Source organism: Bilifractor sp. LCP19S3_H10 (assembly GCF_052119185.1).
GTDB lineage: Bacteria > Bacillota > Clostridia > Lachnospirales > Lachnospiraceae > Bilifractor.
Window position 1 is genome coordinate 300,501 of sequence record NZ_JBQKFT010000002.1, and the last position, 24,536, is coordinate 325,036.

Here is a 24,536-nt window from a genome sequence, read left to right on the forward strand (position 1 = left end):
ACAGTACACCTCTGAAGCTAATCAATTTTCAGCGCAGCGACCGAAAAGGAGTCCAGCTTCGCCTGTGTTTCATCATTCGTATTTTTTACTTCCAGGTCGTGGATCGTTAAGACGTGATTGCTGTACGTGATGCTGCCAATCGTCGTATACAAGGTATCTGTTTTGGCCTGTTTCGTCACATAACCAATCGAAATATTTGTGTCTTGATATTCGCGGTCTCCGGTTTTCAAATTCACTGTCTGCGTGTAATATTTCTTCCGAATACCTCCATTTTCCGCATCGGAACCGGCAGCACTGCTGTCATTCTCAATACCAATCCACGCGTCTGTTCCATTCTCTCTGATCTGAAGGAGCTTTACGGTTTCCCCGCCATCCTCTGCCTTCTTCTCCCCGTCAAGCACAACCGCAACCGTGTTTTTCAAGTCGCTGCTGATCAGTGTCAATGTCGTAGACAGCAAAACCTCCGCATTTGCCTTGTTCTGAATTCTACGGATCGTTCTGTTCATGATTGAAATTCCCGCCGCGACAGCCCCTGTCATCAGAAGAACCAAAATGACCGTCAGAAGAGTCTCTGTCAGCGTGAATCCTTTATTATTCCTGATCTTCATGGTTCATCACCTGTATAAAATAAAGCCGTGCCTTCTGAATTTTTATAGAGGGTAACACTCTTCTTGGAATCTCCGTTTACAGAGAGAGCGTCGTGTGAATTGCCGTCGGAGAAAGCAATGCTCTCCTTGCTATTATTCCTCGGATTCACAGAAATATCCTCATAATATTTGTTCATCTTTTTCTCACCGCTTCGAATAATACGAGTGGAAGCAGAAACCATCGTTGCAAAAACAAGCACGGCTAACGATGTGATCAACACCGCAACAAGTACTTCCGTGATGGATTCCCCCTTCTGAGACGCTATTTTCTTTCTGAAATAACTCATACGCATGGCGTCCGCCTCATTTCCCGATCGTCAGATCTGTCCAGGAATACTTTACAATTTTTGTCCACGTCTGATGAAATTGCTGATCATCTGTCCCGTTCTCTTCCGGACTTATGATATGCACCTGCTCGGCAGCTGTTTCAACCTGCATCTTTCCCGTGATCGTACTCGTGTAGCTGCCATTCTCAACAGAATCCCTTTTCTTCAGTGTGATCTTCAATATATCCTTCGAATCCCCGGACAGAGAAGGTGTCGCACAGATAACCGGATAATCACTCTGATTCTCAACGGTTATTTCCAGTACGGGGGTTTGGGAAGAAACCTCCGAAACCTTCAGATAATCATTGGAATCATAGTTTACAGAACTCCTATTCAGCCGCTGGAGGATGAATTTCTCCATAAAATCGCTGGGGTTCTCCTTTACCTTGCCAGTTGCATCGCAGATTCCATCAAAGGTGGATTTCCATCCCTCCGCAGAATCGTCCGGCACCTCATGGATATTTGAAAATCCCGGTGATGTTCTTGTCACTTTTATGTAAACGGAGTCCTTCTCCAGCTCCGATTTTAACAGCGCAGCTGCACTGTCCACCGCGTATTCCTCCTGATGACGTTCTACGTCCTGAAGAGAAGAAGCTCTCCCTGCCGAAACGGTTGCGCTGGCGAGAATTACGGCGCCACCAACGGCACACACCAGGAAAAACAGAAGCGCCAGCATCAGAGACGCACCGTCATCGGAGATCAGTTTCTTCCTGACTCTGTCCAATCCCTTCATACTGTATTTCGCCTTTCCTTTTATCGTGCTTTCCACCCATTGGTTGATGTTTAACCCGTATATTTCAGAAACAGTATACTACAATTCCAATATCATTGCATTACCATAAATATCTGTATGCAAATTCGTACTATTAATTTTAAACATCTAAATCTGATAAAAGTCCTCCTGAAGGATTTACATTTCAAACCTCATCCGGGTCAATGGAACAGAACTTCACTCCCACGCGAGATTCCACTGATACAAAAACCTACTACGTCGAATGCACTTCTGGCACATATTATTAGTTGTTGTCTGATTTTTGGTATTTTGTACAATTTTATCAGATATTAATCATTACATTTTCACGAATTTGCAATTTTCCCCGTCCTTATTGTTGACTATTTTAGTCAAGTATATTAGAGTAATCCTATAAAGTCTTTGAAAACATTCGTGATTATAAGACATAAATCACGTGTAAACGAGTTATTATGCGCAATAAGGTTTTACAGTTGTGATTAAATAACAGTTCTCGGAATTTATGGATAAATAATCTGACAAACAAGGAAGAAAGCCAATGTTGATTACAAGAGAAACTGACTATGCCGTACGTATCCTCCGAGCTCTTGCTGACCGTGAGCGCCATAACATGACAGAACTCTGCGACTCTGAGGCTGTTCCTCGGCAATTTGCCTACAAGATTATTCACAAGCTCGCAGAAGCGGAGCTTGTCCGCTCCGTCCGGGGTGTCAACGGAGGTGTTCAGCTCATCAGTGATCTTCGCAATTTGTCTCTACTGGACGTGATACAAATTACCGAATCCGATGCCAGAATCTCTGACTGCATGGATCCGTCCTATCTCTGTAACTGGAGGCAGAAGAACTGCAAGGCATGCGCCGTACACTCCCGGTTATGTGAGATCCAACAACAGATCAACGAAGAACTGCGAAAGGTATCTCTTCATGATCTTCTGTCTGTACGGGACCCATCTAACGTTGAATGATCCCGGAGTATGAAACACGTAAATAACAGACCAAAACAAACGGAAATCACTGGATTACGGTTAATAATTCCAGACTCTTAACAATATCATCTATGAATATTTCAGGAAAAGGAGGCAGGTCTATGAACTACGCAACCACACAGAAACAGGAGGAACTCCGCGCGAAGGTCCGCGCCTTTGCCGAAGCCGAAATCAAGCCATACTCTTTCGAATGGGACAAGGGCAATATTTTCCCGTCAGAGGTTGTTCGCAAGATGACCGATCTCGGCATCATGGGACTTCCCTACCCGAAGGAATACGGCGGTGCAGGGCTTGACGTGACAAGCTACGCCATCGCCGTGGAGGAGCTCTCCAGAGTCGACGCCGGCGTTGGTGTTATCCTCTCCGCGCACACTTCTCTCGGAACCTGGCCCATCGCCGCGTATGGAACCGAGGAGCAGAAGCAGAAATATCTTGTTCCTCTCGCAAAGGGCGAGAAGCTCGGCGCCTTCGGCCTGACCGAGCCGAATGCCGGTTCGGATGCCGGCGGCACGGAGACCACCGCTGTACTGCAGGGCGACTATTACCTGCTCAACGGTGAGAAGATCTTCATCACCAACGGCGGAGAGGCCGACATCTACGTAATCTTCGCCCTCACCACGCCGGGAATCGGATCCAGAGGCATCAGTGCCTTCATCGTCGAAAAGGGTATGCCCGGATTCGAATTTGGCGATCACTATGACAAGCTCGGCATCCGTTCCTCCGCAACAGCGCAGCTCCTGTTCAACAATGTGAAGGTTCCGAAGGAAAATCTCCTCGGACAGGAAGGACAGGGATTCAAGATTGCCATGAACACACTTGACGGCGGACGCATCGGCATCGCCGCACAGGCGCTTGGCATCTCACAGGGAGCGTTTGAGAGTGCGATTGCTTACTCCAAGGAGCGTGTGCAGTTCCATAAGCCAATTGCCTTCCAGCAGGCGATCTCCTTCAAGATCGCAGATATGGCGACAAAGATCCGCGCATCCCGGATGCTCGTCTACAGTGCCGCAGAGCTGAAGCAGAATCATGAGCCCTATGCAATGGAGGCCGCAATGGCAAAGCAGTACGCTTCGGATACCGCCGTGGAGGTCTGCGACGAGGCACTGCAGATTCACGGCGGCAACGGCTACCTGAAGGGCATGGATGTTGAAAGATTTTACCGCGACGCGAAGATCACAACCATCTATGAGGGAACCAACGAGATTCAGCGTCTCGTCATCTCGACTGCGATCCTCGGAAAGGCTCCGAAGGAGGCTTCTGCTCCGCTCTTCCAGCAGCAGCCGAATGTCACCGGCGCCCGCAGAAAAAAGATCCTCAAGGACGGCTCCGCACAGGAACGTGTCGATGAACTGGTAAAGGATCTGAAAAAGGATGGCTATGACTTCACGGTCGGTATCCCGAAGGACACCCCGATTGCGAAGGCGGAACGTGTGGTATCCGCAGGAAAGGGCATCGGTCCGAAGGAGAACATGAAGCTGATCGAGGATCTGGCGGCAGCCGCCGGCGCGGCCATCGGCTCCTCCCGTCCGGTAGCCGAAACTCTTCACTACGTACCGCTCAACCGCTACGTCGGCATGTCCGGGCAGAAGTTCTCCGGCAACCTGTATATCGCCTGCGGCATCTCCGGAGCTGTTCAGCACCTGAAGGGCATCCGTGAGGCATCCACCATCGTCGCGATCAACAAGAATCCGAACGCGCCGATCTTCAAGAACTGCGATTACGGTATCGTCGGAGATGTGAACGAGGTTCTCCCGCTTCTCACAGAAGCACTCGACACGGGTGAGAAGAAACCCGCTCCGCCGATGAAAAAGATCAAACGCGCTCAGCCGAAGAAGATGAAACCGCCGTACAGCCTCTATGTATGCGACGGATGCGGATACGAATACGATGCTGCCATCGGAGACCCGGCTGCCGACATCAGGCCAGGCACCCTCTTCGAGAAGCTTCCGGAGGACTGGGTATGTCCGGAATGCGCGGAACCAAAGGCAAACTTCACAAAGGTGGAATAATTCACGGATTCAGACAACGGATATGACAAATTCCAGAACCGGCATATTGAGAGCCTGCAAAAAGGCAGGCATATCGTAAACCTGCAAAAGGCAGATATTTCGAAGATCTGCAAAAGACAGGCATATAAAGGACGGGCATGTCGAATCATCAGTATGGCATTAAAGGACAGGCATATCGAATCATCATTATATAGGAGGAAACCATATGCATTGTGTAAGACAGGTGACGGACAATCTGTGGTGGGTCGGCGCGAATGATCACCGCACCCATCTCTTCGAGAATATTCACCCGATACCGAGAGGAGTCAGCTATAACGCATATCTGCTGAAGGATAAGCAGAACGTACTTTTTGACACTGTTGACTGGTCGGCCTGCCGCCAGATGCTCGAGAACATCGAGTATCTTCTGGACGGCGCGAAGCTTGACGCTCTGGTGGTCAACCACCTGGAGCCTGACCACGCGGCATCTCTTCAGGAGGTACTGCTCCGCTACCCCGACTGCCGCATCTACTGCACGGAAAAAGGATTTATGCTGATGCATCAGTTCGGTTTTCACACGGACGGACACGAAACCATTGAGGTAAAGGAAGGTGACACCGCCTGCTTCGGAGATCATACCGTCGCCTTTGTGCAGGCACAGATGGTGCACTGGCCGGAGGCAATGGTCACCTTCGACACCACGAACGGCGTCCTCTTCTCCGCGGACGCCTTCGGCTCCTTCATCGCTCTTGACGGAAAGCTTTTCAAAGACGAGGTGAATTACGACCGCGACTGGATCGACGAGTCCAGACGCTATCTCACCAACATCGTGGGGAAATACGGCCCGCATATTCAGAAGCTTCTGAAGAAGGCAGCTCCCCTGCTTCCGCAGATCAAATATATCTGCCCGCTTCACGGACTGGTATGGCGCAGCGATTTTGACTATCTCCTTGACAAATACCAGCACTGGAGCACCTATGAACCGGAAGAAAAAGCCGTCATGATCTGCTACGCCTCCATGTACGGCAACACCGAGGCGGCTGCTCAGGCGCTCGCCGCAAAGCTTGCGGAGCTCGGCGTCACCAACACGGTCGTATACGACGTGTCGAACACACACGTATCCTACCTGATCTCCGAGACCTTCCGTGTCAGCCACATCGTCCTGGCCTCGGTCACCTATAACCTCGGCATCTATCCGGTGATGCACAACTATCTGATGGATATGAAGGCGCTGAACCTCCAGAAACGGACCTTCGCCATCATCGAAAACGGCTCCTGGGCATGCAAGTCAGGGGATCTGATGCAGGACTTCCTCAACAACGAGCTGAAGGACATGACCATCCTCAATGAAAGGCTGTCGCTCGCCTCCGCGATGAAGGAAGAACAGGAAGACGATCTGACCAGCCTTGCCGAAGCAATCCGGGATTCCCTGAACGAAGTCTCCTGATCCGGGATTTTCTGAAGGAACCCCCTGATTCGGGATTTTCTGAACGAAGTCTCCTGATCCGGGATTTTCTGAAGGACCCCCCTGATTCGGGATTTTCTGAACGAAGCCCCTGATCCTTAACAGAATACTCTCTCCGCTGCGAAATCATCAAGAGCGTACCCGGTAAGAACAGCACGCGGGAAAACAGCTTTACAGGCTGCCTTCTCCGTTCACCTTCTTCCGCGTACGCTCTTGTGATGCGTTTCCTTTACCAGATAGAGCTCCCTGTCCGCCTTGTGAACCAGCCTTCTGAGCTCCTCCTCGCTTTCCACTCTTTCTACCACGAATCCGGCACTGCACCGGATCGGGACTGAAATTCCGGGAACGGAGGCGGCTGAAACAGCATCCTGCCAGCAGTCAATACGGTGCTGAAACTCCTCCGCCCGATCCGTTTTCATGAGAACCAGGAATTCGTCTCCTCCATAACGAAAGCAGCTGTTTCTAGGAAAATAACGGGTAAGCAAAGATGCCACGCACATCAGCACCTGATCTCCCGCCTCATGTCCCGCTTCATCATTATACCGTTTGAAATAATCGACATCCGCCATCATTACGGCGACCTGACCGCCGACATAATTCTGAAAAACCGTTCGGAGAGCCATCCGGTTTCCGATACCCGTCAGAGCATCTGTCATGGAAAGGATCTCCAGCTTTTTATTCAGATTCTCCACCTCTATACGCTGCCGGATCTGCCTTACTTCAATGTGGTAGCGGGTGATCATGCCGGCGCATAGAAGCAGGGCGAGTGCCAGATAATTCAGGAAATTGATTCTCGCCGCTCCGTCTTCCAATTCCAGAGCAATAAAGAAAATACCGTGTGCCGACAGAATCAGAGCGATACTCATCAGCGGAGGCATCGTAACGAAACAGGTAAACACAATTTCCACTATGAAAAAGGTCAGCATCTGCTCTCCGGACGCGTAATGGCGCAGCGACGCCGCCATACCCCAGAAAACCAGAATTCCGTAATAAAGAATGATAATCACATTTTCGCGCAGAAGATGCTTATTCAGGATAATCTCATTCCGCGAAACTCTTGTCATATGCACCGTGATATATACACTTACCAAAATACATGTCAGGGCGCTGAGCAGACTCCGCCAATAATGCAGAACAAAATGGTAATGAACGCAGAACAGGGTCAGAATCACAATCTCAACTGCCGTAACCGCAGCTGAAATCTTCTTCAGGCGATAGACATTATCCCGGATGATTTCATTCTTCACATTTCTCGAAACATCCGGAAAAATCGTAAGCTTAAGTTTTTGAAAGAAGAAAGATATTTTTTCACGCATAATTATATTTCCATTTCGAATACGCCCGGAAAACTGCGAGTGTTTTCATAAGGCTCCTCTATTTTTCAACAAGCATACAAGCTTATTTATCAGTATACCATAAAACGGCGAAAGAATTCTCAAGAATTAGAAGGCCCCAAAAAACAGCACTTCCGGTACACCTATACCTGGTTTATTCTAATACTCATGTCAAGTTTCTTTCAAGTATAAGCCAGGCTTCTTCCGGGTACATATCAGGCTTTTTCCGATGCTTACATGTACACACTTTCCTCTAATAATGCTATAATAAAATAGTTTTTTATTTACGCGAACAGTGAGCCGCAGCCGAATGCGAAGTATTCGTGTGCGGCGAGCGTCGCGATAGCGAGATAAAACTCGCGCAGCGTGTTTTATCTCGTTTCATACAGTTTGCGGCACAATTTATCACATCGTGTTTTACCGGAGAATCTATGAAAGTACGTAGAGAGAAGTTTCTGCAAAGGCTGGCAAAATTAATCGTCGGGAAAGATCTGGACCTTTCTGCAGTCAAGGATCCCCGCCTTAAGTCTGATATCCTCAAAAACAACATCTTTTACAGCATCACCGCGTGTATTCTTCTCTGCATACTCGCACTGATCGAAGTGATCGGCTCTGTTTTATCCTTAGACAAGGGCTATGTGCTCTCCGGTGTCAACGCCACCTCTGTCTACCTTATCCTGTTTCTGACCAACGTTGTCTTCCTGCGGCTGATGCTGTATGAGCAGAAAAAGCCCGGGGATGATATCACACGCAGCCATGCGGCGCTGATCTTTCATCTCTTCTGCGGCATCAACATGTTTCTGGCATGTCTGACCTTTTTTACCACGCAGAAGAACAGCAGTTTTTTCTTTGAATACATTCTGGTCACGATCATCGTCTATCTGCTGCCGCTCTCGGATATTCCGTCTTTTATCCGGAATGCCGCGATCAACATTGTGTCGATGATCTTCGTTCTGTGCTTCCTGCATCATAATATTGCGTGGCAGGATCTGGTCGATATCATTGCCCTGCATCTGATCTGCGGCTTTGTCAACTGGGTTCGTTGGATTTCCTTTCTTCATACAGAAGGCATGCTGTTCTCTATTGAGAGCAAGAAGGATCTCTATTACACCAAGAGCAGGACAGACGCGCTTACCACCCTGCTGAACCGCTATGCGCTCCGGAAGGATTTTCCCGGCTACATCAACCAGAAGCTGTCACTGGCTCTGATCGATCTGGATTCCTTCAAGCAATACAACGACAATTACGGTCATGAATACGGGGACAAGGTGCTGGAGAGGACCGGGAAAAAACTCAGACATGTTTTTCATGATTACGAGGATCGTTGCTATCGATATGGCGGAGATGAATTTCTGATCATCTCCAGGGACAATGCCCGGTCGTTCAGCCAGAAACTCGGCGAGTTCCAGAATTCCTGCGCGGAAACCGGGGATGATCACCCCTTTACCTGCAGCATCGGATATTGCGTCGGCATTCCTCATGCGGAATCCGATCTGCGTGCTCTGATAAAAATCGCCGACAATTACCTCTATAAGGCAAAAAGCGACGGAAAAGGCACGATGCAGGGGACGCTGTCTCTGGTCAATGCCTCGATCCGGATGATGACAGACCAGCTTCTATCCCCAGCTGCCATAAAAAACACGGATGACGCCGTAAAATTTTTCACCCAGAATAAAATGGCCGACAAATCATGGTCAATTGCCTATCTGAACGTCAATCGTTTTGCGGAAATCAATGAAACCATTGGCACCCGGAACGGACAGATCATTCTTCAGGCCATTCTTAATACACTCCTGCGGCATTTTCCCGACTCGATCCTCTTCACCCGCGAGCTGGATCATTTTGTACTGTATGCGACAGTCCCGGATTCTGAATTCACAGACCGGATACGAAAAGTTCAGTCTGACGTCGCCGCTCTGGAAAGCAGCCGGGTTGTCATTCTCCGTGCCGGAATTTATCACCATCACGATACCGAAGCTCCTGTAGACTTCATTACCGGTATGTACAACGCGAGATATGCGGCTAATCAGGCATATAATGTCACCTCGGGCGACAATTATCTCTGCATCTACGATGCAGGACTGGAGCAGAAGCGTGCGCGGGAAAACTTTGTACACAGCAATTTCATCGCCGCTCTGGAAGCCGGCCATTTTGTTCCGTACTACCAGCCGATCGTTGGATCCCTTTCCGGAACCACCTGCGGATTTGAGGCACTGAGCCGGTGGATCGATCCGGAGAAGGGCATGATTTCTCCCGCTGATTATATTCCTTACCTGGAAGAAAGCTTCGAGGCTTACCGTCTCGATCTGTACCTTCTGGAACAGGTATGCAGGGATATCCGGAAATACAGCGATAAGTTCCCGAGAAAGCTTTTTGTCAATGTCAATCTGTCTCAGACCGATTTCAAAATCATGAATATGCCGGAGGAAATCGAGCGCATTGTCTCGCGGTATGAGATCCCAAGGGAACAGATTCAGTTCGAGATCACGGAATCTGCCTTCGCGGAGACAAACGTGATTCATGATGCCGTGAAACAGCTGAACGAGCACGGCTACCGGGTGTGGATGGATGATTTCGGTGTCGGAGAATCTTCTCTGTCCGCCTTCCATAATTATGAGGTCCAGGGCGTGAAGATTGACCAGTCCTTCTTCCGGGATCTCTCGAATCAGAGGACCAAAATCATCATCCAGAGCATCGTTGATCTCTGTCATGAGACCGGCAGCATGATGATCGCGGAAGGGATTGAAACCAGAGAACAGCTCTGGTACGCACAGCAATGGGGGATGAACTTCATTCAGGGCTTTTTCTTCAGCAAACCGATCTCGCTCAAGGATCTGATCGGCAGTCCTTTCGTCAGCAACGTTACAGACGAAGATACGGACCGCTTCTATCAGACCATGGCTGAGGTGAGTCTCGTGAATAATTTGCCGTTCCGCTATCAGAATCCGCAGAATCATCAGCCTCTTCTTCTGGCAAGAGCCGTCATTGTCCTCAATCCGGATCAACAGCTGGCACTCCTCCGCATCGACAAGGATATGCAGGCTCTGCTGAAGGGCTCTGTGATCGCCGTGAACAAATATCAGTACTCCCTCAGGCAGGACTTCAGCCTCTATGCGATCCTGACTGACGTGATCCGCAAAGTCGACGCAAAGCATCCGGCCTTTGGTTTCAGCGTTGAGCTGAACGATCAGAAGTATTACGCAATGCTCAGCTTTCTCGCAGAAAAAAACAATGGCGAAATGGCAGGTTTTCTGCTGACCCTTGCCAATTTCGTCATTGCTCCATAAATCCCGGAATTATCATATTCCGGGATCATTATGTTCCGGAATCACGCTTCCGGGGATCATCTCTTCCCGGAGTCATTCTTCCTTAAATCATTTCTTCTTCAGATGCTTCAGCGCCGTCACGCCTGCCGCAACTGCGACAGCCGCTCCGACAGCCTTGGTGACCGCGCTGTTCTTCACGTCTTCCACCGTCTCGGCAGCCTTCTTCTTGTCGATCACCGGTTCAAAGTCCTTTTCCTCTGCCGCTCCGAGACGGATCAGAAGCGTCTCCAGATCCGTGTTGCGCGCGAGCTTCAGAGCTCCCATGATGGCGGCCTTCTCACCTGCCCCGATCGGCCAGTCCTTAATCATCTTGCCGTCGTTCATCTTCACACCTGCAGTGATCAGATCGCGGATATCATAAATGGATCCCCACACCTCCGGAACCCCCCGGTCCACCTTGCAGAGGGTATAGACCGCTTCCATACCTGTGCGGATGGAGTATTCTGTCGTGAATACCGTATCCCGCGGAGTCTCCGCATACTGTCCGAGGAAGGCCAGATTCACGGATCCCTCCGGAACCACGAGCGGACGATCGCCATACTTTCTCGGCTCAAAGAAACTCGTTACGTAAGGCATCATGCATGGGGTGGTGTTGCACTCCTTGTCCGCAAGCTCATCGATATGATCTGCAGGAATTCCGATATGATACAGCCACTCCGCACAGAGCTCGCGGCCGCTGCACATGAACATCGGCTTCTGGACGTAGTCGCCGCAGTCATCCCAACAGTTCAGTCCGTAAACCCAGATCAGGCAGTGATCATCCGGCTGATCCTGGAACTGACCCTGGCGGTTTATTGTCCAGCTGATGAGCCAGCTGGAATCCTTCGCTGTCACGATTCCGCCGGTTACTACCTTTCCGGAGAGCGGATCTCTGTGGCAGATCTTCTCGATGGCCTCCAGAATCTCCTTGTTCGCCGTATCCACCGTCCAGGACTCCCAGCTGGTCTCCTTGATGTCCCGGAAGAATACGTCCGGATGACCGAAGGCGTCATCCTGAGCCGCCAGCTTCTTCCACAGCTCCACAGACGGGCCCTGTCCGTTCTCGATCTGAATCTCAGGCGCATGCGTCTGATCGCCGTAGGCAGAACCGTCGCCCTGCGAACCGTTTGTCACAAAGACCAGATCATCCTCCGTCAGATCAATGGCCTTATCCTCTCCGTCCTGTGTGTACTCCAGTCTGACAGCCTGTTTTCGCGAAGGCTTGCAGTCACAGACAATATTCGTCACCTGTGTATTGTACCGGATCACCGCGCCAGCATCCTGGATATACTTCACCATCGGAAGGATCATCGACTCATACTGATTGTATCGTGTGAAGCGCAGCGCGCTAAGATCCGGGAGTCCGTCGATGTGATGGACATAGCGCTGCATGTACTTCTTCATCTCGAGAGCACTGTGCCATTTCTCAAACGCGAACATGGTCTGCCAGTAGATCCAGAAGTTCGTCCGGTAAAAATCATCATCAAACATATCGTCGATGGTCTTGTCCGCCAGCTCCTCATCGCTGGCAAACATCAGCTTCAGCAGCTGCTTCTCCGCGCTCTTGTTCAGGTCATACTTCCGATCCGTGTGAGCATCCTGTCCCTGCTTCTCCGTTACACGGCAGAGGGAATAGTTCGGATCCTCCTTGTTCAGCTTGTAATACTCCGAAAAAATCGTTTCTCCGGGATTGACAATGGAGGGAATGGACCGGAACAGATCCCACATACATTCAAAATGATTATCCATCTCACGGCCGCCGCGCATGATGTATCCCTTCTGCGGGTCATGCAGACCGTCGCACGAACCTCCCGCAAGCGGAAGTGACTCGAACAGGGTGATATTCTCTCCCGGCATCTGTGCGTCCCGGATCAGATAACATGCAGCCGAAAGGCCTCCAAGGCCTGTTCCTACAATATACGCATGTTTCTTTTCTATTCCTTCCGGTTTCTCAGGTGTCGCAAATGCTTCATAATTTCCACTGCTGTAATACATGGCATGTACCTCCCGTATAACTGACCATCAGTCATTTTTCAGGTTCAGAATACAACAGAATAAATTCCCCGTCAAGAAAAACGGGGAATTTGACAGAAATTTTATACTTTTTAGAATCAGATAATCATTCAATTACGCCCGCGTTCTGCACCTTTTTGTCCTGATACAGAACTTCATCGGCGCGCTTCTTCACATCGATGATCTGCTCCCTCGGATCTTTGCACGAAGCATATCCGACAGAAACAGTAACAATGACCGGGACGAGATACGGGATCGAATACCAGATCCCGGTGCGGATGTTCTGCATCGGAAATCCATCAATATAGAATTCCGCAAACCGGAAAATGATACTGCATCGAAATGTTCATGCATTCTCCACTGCCTCGCCTTCATCTCTGTCCGCGTCAGTCTTGCTGATCATTGAATGACCACTCACCACAGCTCCGATCATAAACAGCAGCGTGAGGCACCCAAAGCAGCCATGTACCTTTCGGATCGGCTTGCAGATTCCGGAAAAAAACGTCAACAGCATACATACCAGTGCAAGAATTCCAAATTGCTTGTGTTTCTCCATGAACAATACCTCCAGTGTAGAATGTACTGTATGCGATTGCGAATGCCTGTAGGATTGCGAGAGTGCGAAGCACGGAGCAATCCGGCTTATGCAGTATGTGGCACTATATATCGCACAGCGGTTACCGGCTGCAAGAATTATAACACAAATATCGATTAGATACACTGAACTTTTTGTGACCCGGCCTCAATCCTGACGCATCATATTACGGTTCACGCACCACCAGAACGGCTAAGCTTTTTTCTCTTTTCGTGGTAAACTTCTTGGCAATGCAAATGATTATCTACGCCGGATCCCTCATCCGGCGGAAGACACGCCCGAAGAATTCCGCAGCGCATGATGAGATTTTTTCTCCTGATACATCAGATCATCGATGTGACGAAAAAACGGATCCACCCCCGGATAGGTATCCGGATCATAGAACGCGAATCCCGACGAAAAGCACAACTGCAGATCAGATGTCTGCCGCTGATTAAATTCATCACACCGCCGCTTTAATTCATTCAGCTTCCGCTCTGCCTGCTGTGTGTCCTTTTCAAAGGCAAGCACAATAAACTCATCGCCTCCGTAACGTCCGATTCTCGCTTCTCTTCCAAAAACATCCACAAGAAATTCGGATAAGGTAATCAAAGCTTCATCACCCGCCAGATGTCCATATTTATCATTAATCACCTTGAAGAAATCCAGATCAACAAAGTATACAGCAAACGGATGTTCCCGGCGATAATGGCTGCTCTGGTACTCCATCTCACGCATAAACCCTCTTCGGTTAAGCAGACCGGTCAGGTAGTCATCATCTACGTTATGCGCCTGCACCTTCACAAATAACAGAAGACATGCCAGCACGGATCCCGCGTATTCATACGATGCGCCTCCGACGAACACCTGCAGAAAGCCGGAAAGCAGAATGATCATGGGAAACATAATGACAACAAGCGTATACTGCGTACGGATCTTCCTTCTGCGCAAAAAAATGTACAGAGAAATCACCGCACAGAAGATCATGTTTATCAGGCCCCTCAGGACAAACAGGCTGCCGCGCGTATGCGTGTGCGAAGCACCCGCAAAACAGTAAAACCATCTCAGATCGAGCGCTGTACTGACGGTCACTAATACAAAATTCAGACAGACATAGCCGATGACGATGCCATAGAAGACGCTTTCCACGTGATCCTTTTTTCCGGAAGTCCAGGAATCAATGTAGATCAGCGCAGCCAGATAGCCAACGGGATCAAAGGCAAAAATGAAATAAGTGCCTGCCTTTGAAAGCATAAGTCCAAAATCCCCAGGCACATATGCCTTACTGAATGAATCAGCGATCAGAAGAATGAGAATGACACTCAGCATGAACACAAAGCTGCTGTCCTGGCGCGTGCCCGACTTCTTGCTCAGTGTCATTCCAAGCAGAACGATAGAAAGAATCGCCACATATGTATTTAAAACGAGCCAGCTCGGTACACTCATACTACCCTTCAACTCTCCCGATTGCGTTCACCTGATCGTACTTTTGTGCCGTTTACATGTATTAATAATACCACAATTCATACAAATCATCCACAGGGAATCCCGAATCCACCGTTACTCCACCGCCTTGAGCGACTCAGCCATATTGATACGGCGAATCTGCCGCCGCATCAGAACGTTCACGATCACCGCAAACAGCGAGGGCATGCACCTGTCCCTCTCCCTGACCATAGGTCTTATACACATGCTCAAATCGAATCAGTTCCATGGGCACCTCCATCTCAAAAAGCCTCAGTCACTCTGATCCATTCGTCATTTACAAGGAGGCGGCAGTTTTGAAAACGCCTGAATCAGCAGTCCCAAACGAATTTTCTGCCTTCGGTTGGCCCTGCATTCTTGATGCAGGAAAGAACCTTTTGTTCTTCCGAACCGGGAATCAGCAAAAGATTGAATTCTTTCCATTCAAAGCTTCCTTTTTGATCATCGGCGGTATGCAGCACACGGAAGTAATCGCGGCATACTCCATCCGGAGCCTTCCGCAACCGTTCAATCATCGTGTCAGGATCGGCAAAAGCCCAGTAACGTTCCCGATCCTCCGGAGAAATCATATGATGGCAAAAGTCCTCAAGCCCCTTGCGAAGCGGATCATGGTCCGTGCGGCCGCCTTCGATACCGAAATTGTTGAGCACAGTATCCGCAGTATCCTGTTCCGGGTTCAGAACATGGACATCATCAAACAACAGCATAATATCCGATACCGATTTGTAGAGTACTTCTCCGATCTTCTGCGTACGTTCCTCGGTAATATTGACGATAGACAGGAGAAATATACATCGATTGTCCTGTTTAACGATCATTTTTCCATCCAGACGGACAAAAAAAGAATTGTCCGATACATACAGGGAAGCCCGCCCGTCCACCCGGATCATATGACGGTAAAACTTCAGCAGTTTGGCATGAAGCGAAGTATCCCTGACATTCAGGACAAATTCCGAATTTTCTCTGTGAACACGTCCGATACTGCGAAGCTGTTCCTTTTCATGCCTGTTGATATACAGATAACGAATATGATCATTTATTATGTCATACTCCATGACCGCACGCGGCACGTCGCTGTCAACCGCGCAGGCATCTGCCCGGTCATAGAAGTCCTTCCATTCGATCACCTCCGAAGGCATATTCATATGGCGCAGAAATTCCGGCACCTCCTGCATATGCAGCGGCTTCGAAAAATAATATCCCTGCATCATGTCGCATCCGATCTCTTTCAGAAAGTGTGCCTGTTCTTCTGTCTCAACTCCCTCCGCAAGCGTCCGAATGCCCAGATTCTTTGCCATGCTGACGGCACTTTTCATGATTTCCATGGAGGTATGTGTAAAGGACTTCAAAAAGCCCATATCCAGCTTAATCAGATCAAGCGTATAGTCATTCAGAAAAGTCAGGGAAGAATAGCCGCTCCCGAAATCATCCATCCAGATCGCAAATCCCTCGGCCCGAAGCTCTCTGACAACTGACGTCATCTTCTCCTTGTCCGTGACCAGCAGACTCTCGGTAAGCTCCAGCACGATCAGATCTCGGCGAATATTGTACGTATCGCAAACCTTCTTCGCATATGCAGCCATATCCACGTGATCAAAATCCTGTCGTGACAGATTAACCGAAATCGGTCCGACAGGAAGACCCGCGTCGATCCGGTTCCGCTGCAGCTTCGCCACTTCCTTCAGGATAAAGCAGTCTAACTTATAGATCAGTCCCTTCTGTTCCAGGATCGGCACAAAGGTACCCGGCATTAAAAGGCCAAATACCGGATCTTCCCAACGGGCAAGCGCCTCGGCACCCGCAAAACTATTCGTTATTGTACGTATTATTGGCTGGAAATAAGGCGAAATCCATCCCTTCGCCAATGCCTCCTCCAGATGTGAAGCAATATACTGATCCATATCATGTGTGTCCATATGAAAATATTCCTTTACTGAATTTCATCAATATCTTTCATTCCTCAGCAGTCCATTTTGGAAAAATACGTTGCGTGCATACGATTTTTCTACACGAAAAGAGCTTATTATATGATCAGTATATCACAATTATAGCAATTGAAGCATTCGGCTTCACAACATCAAGCGTCAGCCAAATTCATCAGATCCTGATCATTTACTGTTTACTATACCATTTACTACTTGTCAACCCACATCCATGGATCTGGACGACTGGCACATACATCTTCATCTGCTGATTTCTTTTGCTCTTCTTGAGAATGAATAGCGCTCTGACAAACATTTGGACTTTCACCACAGGCTGACAGCATGCCTTTAAAATTAAAAAAGCACCGGCCAGATGGTCAGTGCCTGAATAAATCTATTATATAAAAGCATCTGCTGCATTCTCTACAACAGATGTCAATTCCTTTTTCACTCGATTTCAATGTCATCCGGTACAGAAATTTCATACTCCGGCGTGCCGTTCACTCTTCTTCCCGCCACACGAATCGTACCGTATGGCGTGTCATGTGTGACGACAAAGTGATTCACACTCTCTGGCATGTATGGCTGGATGCTTACTTTCTTGAAGCCCGGCGCCTTGATCTGGATGCCGCCGATTCCATTGAAGAACCACTCCTGGATGTGCCCCATCATGTCATGGGCATGGCTTCTCGGATTTTTCTCCCAGTACTCACCCAGTGTAGTCATGCCATCCAATACAAAGGCGTAGTAAGATGGATGATCCGGCTTAAGGATAAACTCTGCAATCACATCGTTGAGCCCTTCCTCTCTTGCTGTCTGGATGATATAGGGAAGTCCTATCTCACCTGCTGCGAAGGAACCTTTTTCTTTCAAAGTCTCTTTGAAAGCGTCCACCACATCGCCTTTCTTATCCTCCGGTACCATGCCCCAGTAAAGAGGCAGGGCCTCGCAGGTCTGAGTTGTGACAAATGCGCCGGTCTTATTTTTCTCCTCCAGACTGAAGTATGCCCATCTGCCATCTGGTCCCTGGGCAAGAAGTCTGTCGTTGTAATTAGCTTTTACTTCTTCAGCAAATTTCTCGAGATCAGCCTGATCTTCCGTCTCTCCAAGTACCCGGGCGAATTCTGCCAGAGTCCTCGCATCCGCATAGAGGAACGCTGTCTCAACATTTTCTCTGGCCAGCTGTTCATCCGGATTGCCCCAGTCGCCAAGTCCGTGTCTGATGAATCCCTCTTCCGTCATCTTTGTCTTCAAATGGTCCAGATACTTCAGACCCGCCGCATAGTTATCCTCGATGACTTTCTGATCCCCATAAAAGAGATAATGCCATCTGGCGCCCAGAATCAGGGCACTGCCCCAGGGGATAATATCATAGAAGCTTCCCATTCCCGGTACAGGCAGTACATTCGGAATATAGCATGGACACTGGGACGGAACCAGCCCCTGACCAGGCTTGAACTTGTTGCCGGCGAAATCAAAAAAGTAGTCCTCTTCTGTATGCTGCCCTACTCTCATATCCAGGAGGAACTTCTCCCAGAGCTTTTTTCCATCCTTCATGAACATGATGGCAGCACCCATGAGATGATTAGTTTCCTGCCAGGCAAAACGCTCAATGGTCGGGCAGTCGGTATGGACACTGACCATGTTTGCCTCGACAGTGCGCTCAATCATGTCGTAGATCTTATTGTAGCGATCGTCGTCACAGCAGAAAGTGCCAGCCTCTTTCCAGGCGCTTGTGATTGCGTGCCCCACCATGTTATCGATCTGACATGTCTCAGGCATTTCTACCGCCATGTACATACCAGCGAAGTAAGCAAATTTCTGACGGAAATTCTCCCAGGTGTCATCCTTTCCCACCACATATGTGATTACGGTATCTACGGTCACCCAGTTCTTTGCCACCTGGTCCACATCCTTGTCCTCTCCCAGTTTCTCTGCCGGGTAAAACCTGATTGTATCCCCCTTCTTTCCCTTTGCCCGGAAGCTTAGCATGCCGGATATGTTCTGGTGAAAGGTATAAATAGCCCGCCCATTAGCATGATGCATATATTCTGCAGGGTAGTCTTTAATGACTTTAATCGCCGGCTGGAACTGCTCCATAAGCTGGCCTGTCGGTTCCTCCTCCTCTGCAAGAATCTGAGCCTGCTCCCAGGCAATGTCATCAAATCCTGCCTCACTCCATCCCTCCTGGACAAGGGATGCATCATAAACTTCAGAACCATAAACATTGGATCTGAGCGTTGGATGCTTAGCCGTCTTAAAGGTGTCATCTGCGCAGATGGTCTCGTGTGAACCATCTGCGTAGTCGATGTCCAGCTTCATTGCAAAAACAAGTGCTTTACCATAGGCTTTATATGGATTTGGATTCGGTGGCATGAATGACGGAAAGCCAAAGGTGTAGCCCAGATCGTCCTTGATGAACCATCCGTTGCCAACCTCTGCGCCGAGGACATTCTCCCCTAATTTGAAAGCATCTGTCAGATCAAATCTCACATACTCGATCAGCTTGTCGTAAGCTGTCCAGCCCGGATCCAGCTCATGATCTTCTATCTTCTTTCCATTGACATAGAAGACAAACTGTCCAAGGCCGCAGACCTTAGCCTCTGCACGGGTGATTTTTTTCGTAACTGTCAGTACCTTTCTTACATAAAAAGGATGCTCCGTGCCATTTGTAATCCAGTCGCCAAGTAAACGCATTCTTTCTTACTCCTTATGATCTTTACTGCTTCTTTCTGGTATCCAGATCAGTCACTATCTGCTCCGCGATCTCATCATACTTGTATGCGAATCGAATGATCAAAAAGATCACAACAAGAACGATGGCTGGAACCCATCCAAACAGGGCAATGATACCGTTGTTCGTTGCCGCGTTCTGAACTTCATTTGCTACGAAGCCTGTGAGGGCAAGAACCCAACCGACGCTGGCCAGAGCCAACCCGGAGCTGATCTTCTGGGAGAAGGATGTGATTGCAGCTCCCATTCCCTCAATTCTCTTATTGGTCTTCCACTCACCATAGTCGATACCATCTGCAAAAAGGGTGGATACCGGTACAGCAAGCAATCCTGTTACGATTCCGCCGATGATGGTGCCTGCGATCAAAAGCGGCACGCTCTGCAGTGTACCTGCAATGCCTCTGACTACAAAACCAATGATCTGGCCAAAAATACCGATATACATGGTTTTCTTTTTTCCAAACTTAGCCAGGCATGGACCCACGAACACCACAATACTCACAATGATCGGAACTACGCTGACCAGATTCAGAGATGTTGTCAGCATTGGATCATTCATAGTGTATGTATAAAAATAAGTCTGGGCTGCTGAGTTGACCTGAGTTACAAAGTTTACCAGAACCGTCATAACCAGGGCAATCAGCAGATATTTATTTGTGAAGAACAGCTTTACCTCTTCAGCGAAGCCAAGTTTTGATTCCTCGTTTGTGGTTGATTTTTCAACAGATGTTACATACTCTTTAGAGAAGCAGAAAGCATACAACAGGCCAAGGGTTGTGACGATGCCGTAGATGGTGAAGACGATTCTCCATGCCTTCACATCACCGCCAAATCTGTAGATCAAAGGGAAGGTTGCAGACATTCCCAGGATGGTTCCGCCTAAACCAAAAAACATTCCGAAGGCTGCCATTGCGCCACGCTGTTTCATATCCTGTGTCATAAGTGCCAACAGGGAAGACCTTGCGATTCCCGTGATGGTGAACATGACGGAGGAGAACAGGTTAAAGGTCAGGAATGCATAGATCAACTGGGTCGTCTGAGACGCATTCTGTGGTATCCAGAAAATCAAGGCAGCTGCGAAACCGGTCGGTACGGCCAGCCAGAGAAGCCATGGTCTGGCTTTTCCCCACTTTGTCCTTGTCTTATCGATCAGAACACCGGCAAGAATGTCTGTAATTCCATCAAACAGTTTTGAGATGAAAAACATGGTACCAACAGCTCCTGCTGCCATGCCGATATTATCGGTGTAAAACATGGTGAGAAAGGCAGCGAGAATGGAGTTGATTACCTCCGGGAAATCGCCAAGTCCATAAGCCATCTTCTCAGAAAATCTCAGTCTTTTCGTTTCCATTTTTTGATATCCTTTCCTGACCGGTCCATCTTAGCGGTCGTTGAATAATTTGTTGAGTACAAAGATATCACTCAGACACGACAAGAACGAGACTTATAGCAGACATGAAATAGTAACTTTTACGACATGCATTTTCCCATGTCCTTGCGTTTTACCATGAAACGATGGTATAAATGTAATAGTTAGTTTTTGGGGGAATTTATCATGGACACCTTTATTCATACCCCTCTATCCGAGGCCGAAAAACGGCTGAAACGCCTTTGGATTGCCCATCCAGAACGGCATCTGGAACAGGTACACACAGAGGATGAAGTCCGGGATATACTGGATCAGGTTTTTACAGGAGACCTGTCACCGGCCAGAAAAAACCTGTCGACCAATATCGGTGAGCACACCTTTATTGAAAAAGATATGGATTGCAGCTTCGTAAAACATATGCGCTACACCCCTGCCTTCTGGCACAGGCATGAATTCTTTGAGCTCCTTATCGTGATCAACGGCACCTGTGAGAACATCCTGCCCAACGGGAGCTTCACCATGCATACAGGAGATATATGCATCCATGCGCCGAGAACGAGCCATTCAGTAAGCGCCTTCTCGGACGATGCTGACCTAATGAACATTTTGATAAGAAAATCCACCTTCGAACGCTCATTTCTCTCCCTGATGGAAGGCGACACCATCTTGTCCACCTTTTTCCACCGCGTCTTCTATGAGCCGGAAGAGATCCCCTATCTGATGATTCATACCAACAAGGACGAGGAACTGGCGAATCTCGGAAGGGCAGCGTATTTGGAATTCTGCCAAAATAAGCGATACAAAAATCAGATGATAAATTCCTTGCTATCTGCTTTTTTCATTACCATTCTCAGACATCATGAAAAGGATATTGAGATTCCCAACGTACGGATGAAGTCGGCTGATGACAGCATCATGTTCATACTCCGCTATATGCAGGCCAACTACACCACCATTACCCTGCATAGTCTGGCACATTTCTTCAACTACAGTGATCGACAGATGCAGCGAATCATCACCGATGCAACGGGCATGAGTTTTACGGAAAATATCCAGCAGCAGAAAATGGCTCGGGCAGCCCAGTTGCTAGGCACAACCCAACACTCAATTGGAGAAATATGTGAGCGGATCGGCTTTGATTCCCCAAACAACTTCCGAAGGATTTTTCGAAAACACTACGGACTAACTCCCAGCGAATTCAGAAAGCGGAATACCGGACCATGAGCCTTACGCTAAAATTCTTGCGTTATGCCTTTAATACGACCTACCCTGGCATTTTCCTCCATTCATGGCACGAAAAAGCGCCGGCCAGATGGTTCTTACCTGATAGTGCGTATTATATGCATAACATAGTGCGTATTATGCGCATAATATGTTGACATTTCGTGCAAATTGCTCTATATTCTTCCTATCAAGGAGGTGATATTTATGTCTAAAGTAAGTACAAATATCAGTCTCGACGCTGATCTGAAGAAAGAAAGTCAGGAACTCTACTCTGATCTGGGTATGGACCTTTCCACTGCGGTAACTATTTTTTTAAAACAATCCTTACGTGTACAGGGAATTCCTTTTACCGTCACCAGAGAGATTCCTAATACTGATACAATCGCAGCAATGAATGAGTATTATAAGATGAAGGCTCATCCTGAGAAATATAAAAAATACTCTTCGTTTCGCAGTGCAATGAACGATGTGCTGGAGGGCAATGATGCTTGATGTTGTTCTCTCCAACCGCTTCAAAAGAGACCTGAAAGTGATCTCTAAGCGAGGCTATGATCTTGATCTTTTAGACGATGTCGTAAACAAATTAGCCTGGATGGAACCGCTTCCGGCAAAGAATCGGGATCTCGGTCTGACTGGTGATTTCATCGGTTTTCGCGAATGCCACATCCAGCCAGACTGGCTTCTTGTCTACCGCATTGATGGTGAAGATCTCATCCTCTTCCTTTCCCGAACAGGAACCCATTCAGACCTGTTCTGAGTGTCCCGCGTCTTAATGCTACACAGGTTCATGAACAGCTCGTCCGGAACGGCTTTATTCCCCGCGCTGTCAGTGTTTGTGCCGTCCAGCGTTTCATTAAACGCAATGACCTGAAGTCTGCAAGAAATCCAAACATGCGGGATCGGAAAGCTTTTGAGGAAGATGCCGCCGAAAAGATCGCGCTGTTTCCACCTCCCTCAATTCGCCGTTTGACAATCTGCAGCAATTTCTTTTTCTGCTTTCAGTTTTTTATTTGCATCTTCAACATTCATTCTTGAAAGTACAAACATAATCAATACGTCAAAGATTAACGGAAGCCAAAGATACATAAACTGCATCATATCAAGTGCAGACTGCGGCTGAGTTGAATTTGTTCCGACATATCCACTGAACTCAAGCATCCATCCAACAACAGCGGTTCCAATACCTCCACCGATTTTTACACCAAGAGAAGTACAAGAGTACATCGTTCCGTCAATTCTCTTTCCCTGCGTAAGATAAGTGTATTCAGAGCAAGATGCGATAACTGCATTCATATCTCCCTGCCATGGTCCCTGACCTAAGGCTGCAAAAGCTGTAAATGCCATCATCAGCGGAACACTGCCCATATATCCGGCAACAACAACAAGTGCTCTACCGATGACTGCTAAGACGTAACCTCTTAAATTCAGTTTATACATACCTTTCCACTTACCAACTAATGTCGGTGTGAAAATCAGGGCAATGATCAGTGGAATATTTACTGCCCATGCAAATTGTCCAAACAAATTCTTATTTTTCAGTACCCATGTCATGTAATAAATGCCAGCTCCAATCATGGCACCATATAACTGCTGTAAAATATATGTTCCACAAATCATCATGTAATATTTGTTTTTGACAAGAAGCTTGAATGCCTGTACCATTCCGTACTTTTCATTATCATTCTTTACTTCTCCTTCATTAAGTTCTTCCTCAGGAAGTTCCTTAACAGAAAGTGCTGAAATCGTATTTACGACCAGACCAATGATTGCATAGATAATAGCAACCGTTCTCCATGCCGCAGCATCTCCACCACATTTATCTACAAATCCAACTGTAATCGCCTGAATCAGAAGACTTGTTGAAAATGCAAAAATAAAACGGCAAGATCCCATCTGCACACGCTCTTTGCTGTTCTTTGTAATCAGTGACGTAAGTGCTGAGTAAGCAATATTGTTTGCTGTATAGAACACACAATTTAACAGTGTATAAGAAATAAAGAACCATGCGTATTTAGCCGTTGTTCCAAAGCTGACTGGTACTGCAAAGCAGCAGACCAGCGTAATGGCACAGCCAATATATCCGTATAGCATCCAGGGTTTCGCTTTTCCCATTTTACTGTGTGTTTTGTCAATCATTGATCCAAAAAATATATCCGTAAAACCATCAAATACTTTTGATATGGCAATCAGGGTACCCACGACACCTGGAGCAAGTCCTACCGAGTCCGTCAGATAGACCATCATAAAAGATGTCAGGAACGCATAGACTACATTGCCTGCAATATCACCTGATCCATATCCAATTTTGTTATACCATTTCAAATACTTTTTTTCTTCCATCGAATTTCTTTGCTCCTCATCTTCATCGCACTTATAATCTCAATATGTCTAGCCGTATGATGTCTAATTCTAATT

At 47.9% G+C, this 24,536-nt stretch carries 20 protein-coding genes; 7 read left to right on the forward strand and 13 right to left on the reverse strand.

Going from position 1 to position 24,536, the window contains the following annotated elements:
- Nucleotides 1-17: 17 nt before the first annotated feature.
- The 3 genes from ACTQZS_RS03010 to ACTQZS_RS03020 are packed head-to-tail and all read right to left on the reverse strand — an operon-like array spanning nucleotide 18 to nucleotide 1,706.
- Entirely contained in the window at nucleotides 18-608 is a 591-nt protein-coding gene (locus ACTQZS_RS03010; protein ID WP_441474523.1) for a hypothetical protein, read from the reverse strand.
- A complete protein-coding gene (locus tag ACTQZS_RS03015) occupies nucleotides 605-934 on the reverse strand; it encodes a hypothetical protein (protein ID WP_441474524.1) in 330 nt (109 codons plus the stop codon). Before ACTQZS_RS03015 ends, ACTQZS_RS03010 begins: the two co-directional genes overlap by 4 nt.
- A gap of 16 nt (nucleotides 935-950) precedes the next feature.
- Nucleotides 951-1,706: a hypothetical protein gene (locus ACTQZS_RS03020; protein ID WP_441474525.1), complete on the reverse strand. Its 756-nt coding sequence runs from the start codon at nucleotides 1,704-1,706 to the stop codon at nucleotides 951-953.
- Nucleotides 1,707-2,262: 556 nt separating this feature from the next.
- On the opposite strand from ACTQZS_RS03020, the gene ACTQZS_RS03025 reads away from it, so the two are divergent.
- The 3 genes from ACTQZS_RS03025 (at nucleotide 2,263) to ACTQZS_RS03035 (ending at nucleotide 6,144) form a co-directional block, all read left to right on the forward strand.
- The gene (locus ACTQZS_RS03025) at nucleotides 2,263-2,688 is read left to right on the forward strand and encodes an RrF2 family transcriptional regulator (protein ID WP_441474526.1); all 426 of its coding nucleotides are present in this window, start codon (nucleotides 2,263-2,265) and stop codon (nucleotides 2,686-2,688) included.
- A 122-nt stretch (nucleotides 2,689-2,810) separates the two neighbouring features.
- Nucleotides 2,811-4,718, forward strand: coding sequence for an acyl-CoA dehydrogenase family protein (locus tag ACTQZS_RS03030; RefSeq protein WP_441474527.1), 1,908 nt, complete (start codon nucleotides 2,811-2,813; stop codon nucleotides 4,716-4,718).
- Nucleotides 4,719-4,923: 205 nt separating this feature from the next.
- Nucleotides 4,924-6,144, forward strand: a complete 1,221-nt coding sequence (locus tag ACTQZS_RS03035; RefSeq protein WP_441474528.1) for an FprA family A-type flavoprotein — start codon at nucleotides 4,924-4,926, stop codon at nucleotides 6,142-6,144.
- 209 nt (nucleotides 6,145-6,353) lie between these two features.
- Here the strand turns inward: ACTQZS_RS03035 and ACTQZS_RS03040 are convergent, their stop codons facing one another.
- Nucleotides 6,354-7,478 carry a GGDEF domain-containing protein gene (locus ACTQZS_RS03040; RefSeq protein WP_441474529.1) on the reverse strand — a complete coding sequence of 375 codons (1,125 nt, stop codon included), beginning with the start codon at nucleotides 7,476-7,478 and terminating at the stop codon, nucleotides 6,354-6,356.
- A 449-nt stretch (nucleotides 7,479-7,927) separates the two neighbouring features.
- Here ACTQZS_RS03040 and ACTQZS_RS03045 point away from each other — a divergent pair, with 449 nt between their 5' ends.
- Nucleotides 7,928-10,783, forward strand: a complete 2,856-nt coding sequence (locus ACTQZS_RS03045; RefSeq protein WP_441474530.1) for an EAL domain-containing protein — start codon at nucleotides 7,928-7,930, stop codon at nucleotides 10,781-10,783.
- An 87-nt stretch (nucleotides 10,784-10,870) separates the two neighbouring features.
- On the opposite strand, the gene ACTQZS_RS03050 is transcribed toward ACTQZS_RS03045, so the two are convergent.
- The 8 genes from ACTQZS_RS03050 to ACTQZS_RS03085 form a co-directional block, all read right to left on the reverse strand.
- The gene (locus tag ACTQZS_RS03050) at nucleotides 10,871-12,796 is read right to left on the reverse strand and encodes an oleate hydratase (protein ID WP_441474531.1); all 1,926 of its coding nucleotides are present in this window, start codon (nucleotides 12,794-12,796) and stop codon (nucleotides 10,871-10,873) included.
- 124 nt (nucleotides 12,797-12,920) lie between these two features.
- On the reverse strand, nucleotides 12,921-13,103 hold the full coding sequence (locus ACTQZS_RS03055) for a hypothetical protein (protein WP_441474532.1): 183 nt from the start codon (nucleotides 13,101-13,103) through the stop codon (nucleotides 12,921-12,923).
- A 57-nt stretch (nucleotides 13,104-13,160) separates the two neighbouring features.
- Nucleotides 13,161-13,370 (reverse strand): DUF6219 family protein, encoded by a 210-nt coding sequence (locus ACTQZS_RS03060; protein WP_441474533.1) that lies wholly within the window; start codon nucleotides 13,368-13,370, stop codon nucleotides 13,161-13,163.
- A gap of 297 nt (nucleotides 13,371-13,667) precedes the next feature.
- Entirely contained in the window at nucleotides 13,668-14,834 is a 1,167-nt protein-coding gene (locus tag ACTQZS_RS03065) for a GGDEF domain-containing protein (protein WP_441474534.1), read from the reverse strand.
- Between the two features lie 136 nt (nucleotides 14,835-14,970).
- A complete protein-coding gene (locus tag ACTQZS_RS03070) occupies nucleotides 14,971-15,102 on the reverse strand; it encodes a hypothetical protein (protein ID WP_441474535.1) in 132 nt (43 codons plus the stop codon).
- 82 nt (nucleotides 15,103-15,184) lie between these two features.
- On the reverse strand, nucleotides 15,185-16,789 hold the full coding sequence (locus ACTQZS_RS03075; RefSeq protein ID WP_441474536.1) for an EAL domain-containing protein: 1,605 nt from the start codon (nucleotides 16,787-16,789) through the stop codon (nucleotides 15,185-15,187).
- A 453-nt stretch (nucleotides 16,790-17,242) separates the two neighbouring features.
- A complete protein-coding gene (locus tag ACTQZS_RS03080; protein ID WP_441474537.1) occupies nucleotides 17,243-19,492 on the reverse strand; it encodes a family 78 glycoside hydrolase catalytic domain in 2,250 nt (749 codons plus the stop codon).
- Nucleotides 19,493-19,514: 22 nt separating this feature from the next.
- On the reverse strand, nucleotides 19,515-20,879 hold the full coding sequence (locus tag ACTQZS_RS03085) for an MFS transporter (RefSeq protein ID WP_441474538.1): 1,365 nt from the start codon (nucleotides 20,877-20,879) through the stop codon (nucleotides 19,515-19,517).
- Nucleotides 20,880-21,083: 204 nt separating this feature from the next.
- Here ACTQZS_RS03085 and ACTQZS_RS03090 point away from each other — a divergent pair, with 204 nt between their 5' ends.
- From ACTQZS_RS03090 to ACTQZS_RS03100, 3 genes are all read left to right on the forward strand, one after another.
- Nucleotides 21,084-22,121: a helix-turn-helix domain-containing protein gene (locus ACTQZS_RS03090; protein ID WP_441474539.1), complete on the forward strand. Its 1,038-nt coding sequence runs from the start codon at nucleotides 21,084-21,086 to the stop codon at nucleotides 22,119-22,121.
- 204 nt (nucleotides 22,122-22,325) lie between these two features.
- Nucleotides 22,326-22,613: a type II toxin-antitoxin system RelB/DinJ family antitoxin gene (locus ACTQZS_RS03095; protein ID WP_441474540.1), complete on the forward strand. Its 288-nt coding sequence runs from the start codon at nucleotides 22,326-22,328 to the stop codon at nucleotides 22,611-22,613.
- Complete coding sequence (locus ACTQZS_RS03100; RefSeq protein WP_441474560.1) at nucleotides 22,606-22,878, forward strand: type II toxin-antitoxin system YafQ family toxin; 273 nt, start codon at nucleotides 22,606-22,608, stop codon at nucleotides 22,876-22,878. Before ACTQZS_RS03095 ends, ACTQZS_RS03100 begins: the two co-directional genes overlap by 8 nt.
- Before the next feature lie 197 nt (nucleotides 22,879-23,075).
- On the opposite strand, the gene ACTQZS_RS03105 is transcribed toward ACTQZS_RS03100, so the two are convergent.
- Entirely contained in the window at nucleotides 23,076-24,461 is a 1,386-nt protein-coding gene (locus ACTQZS_RS03105) for an MFS transporter (RefSeq protein ID WP_441474541.1), read from the reverse strand.
- Nucleotides 24,462-24,536: the final 75 nt, after the last annotated feature.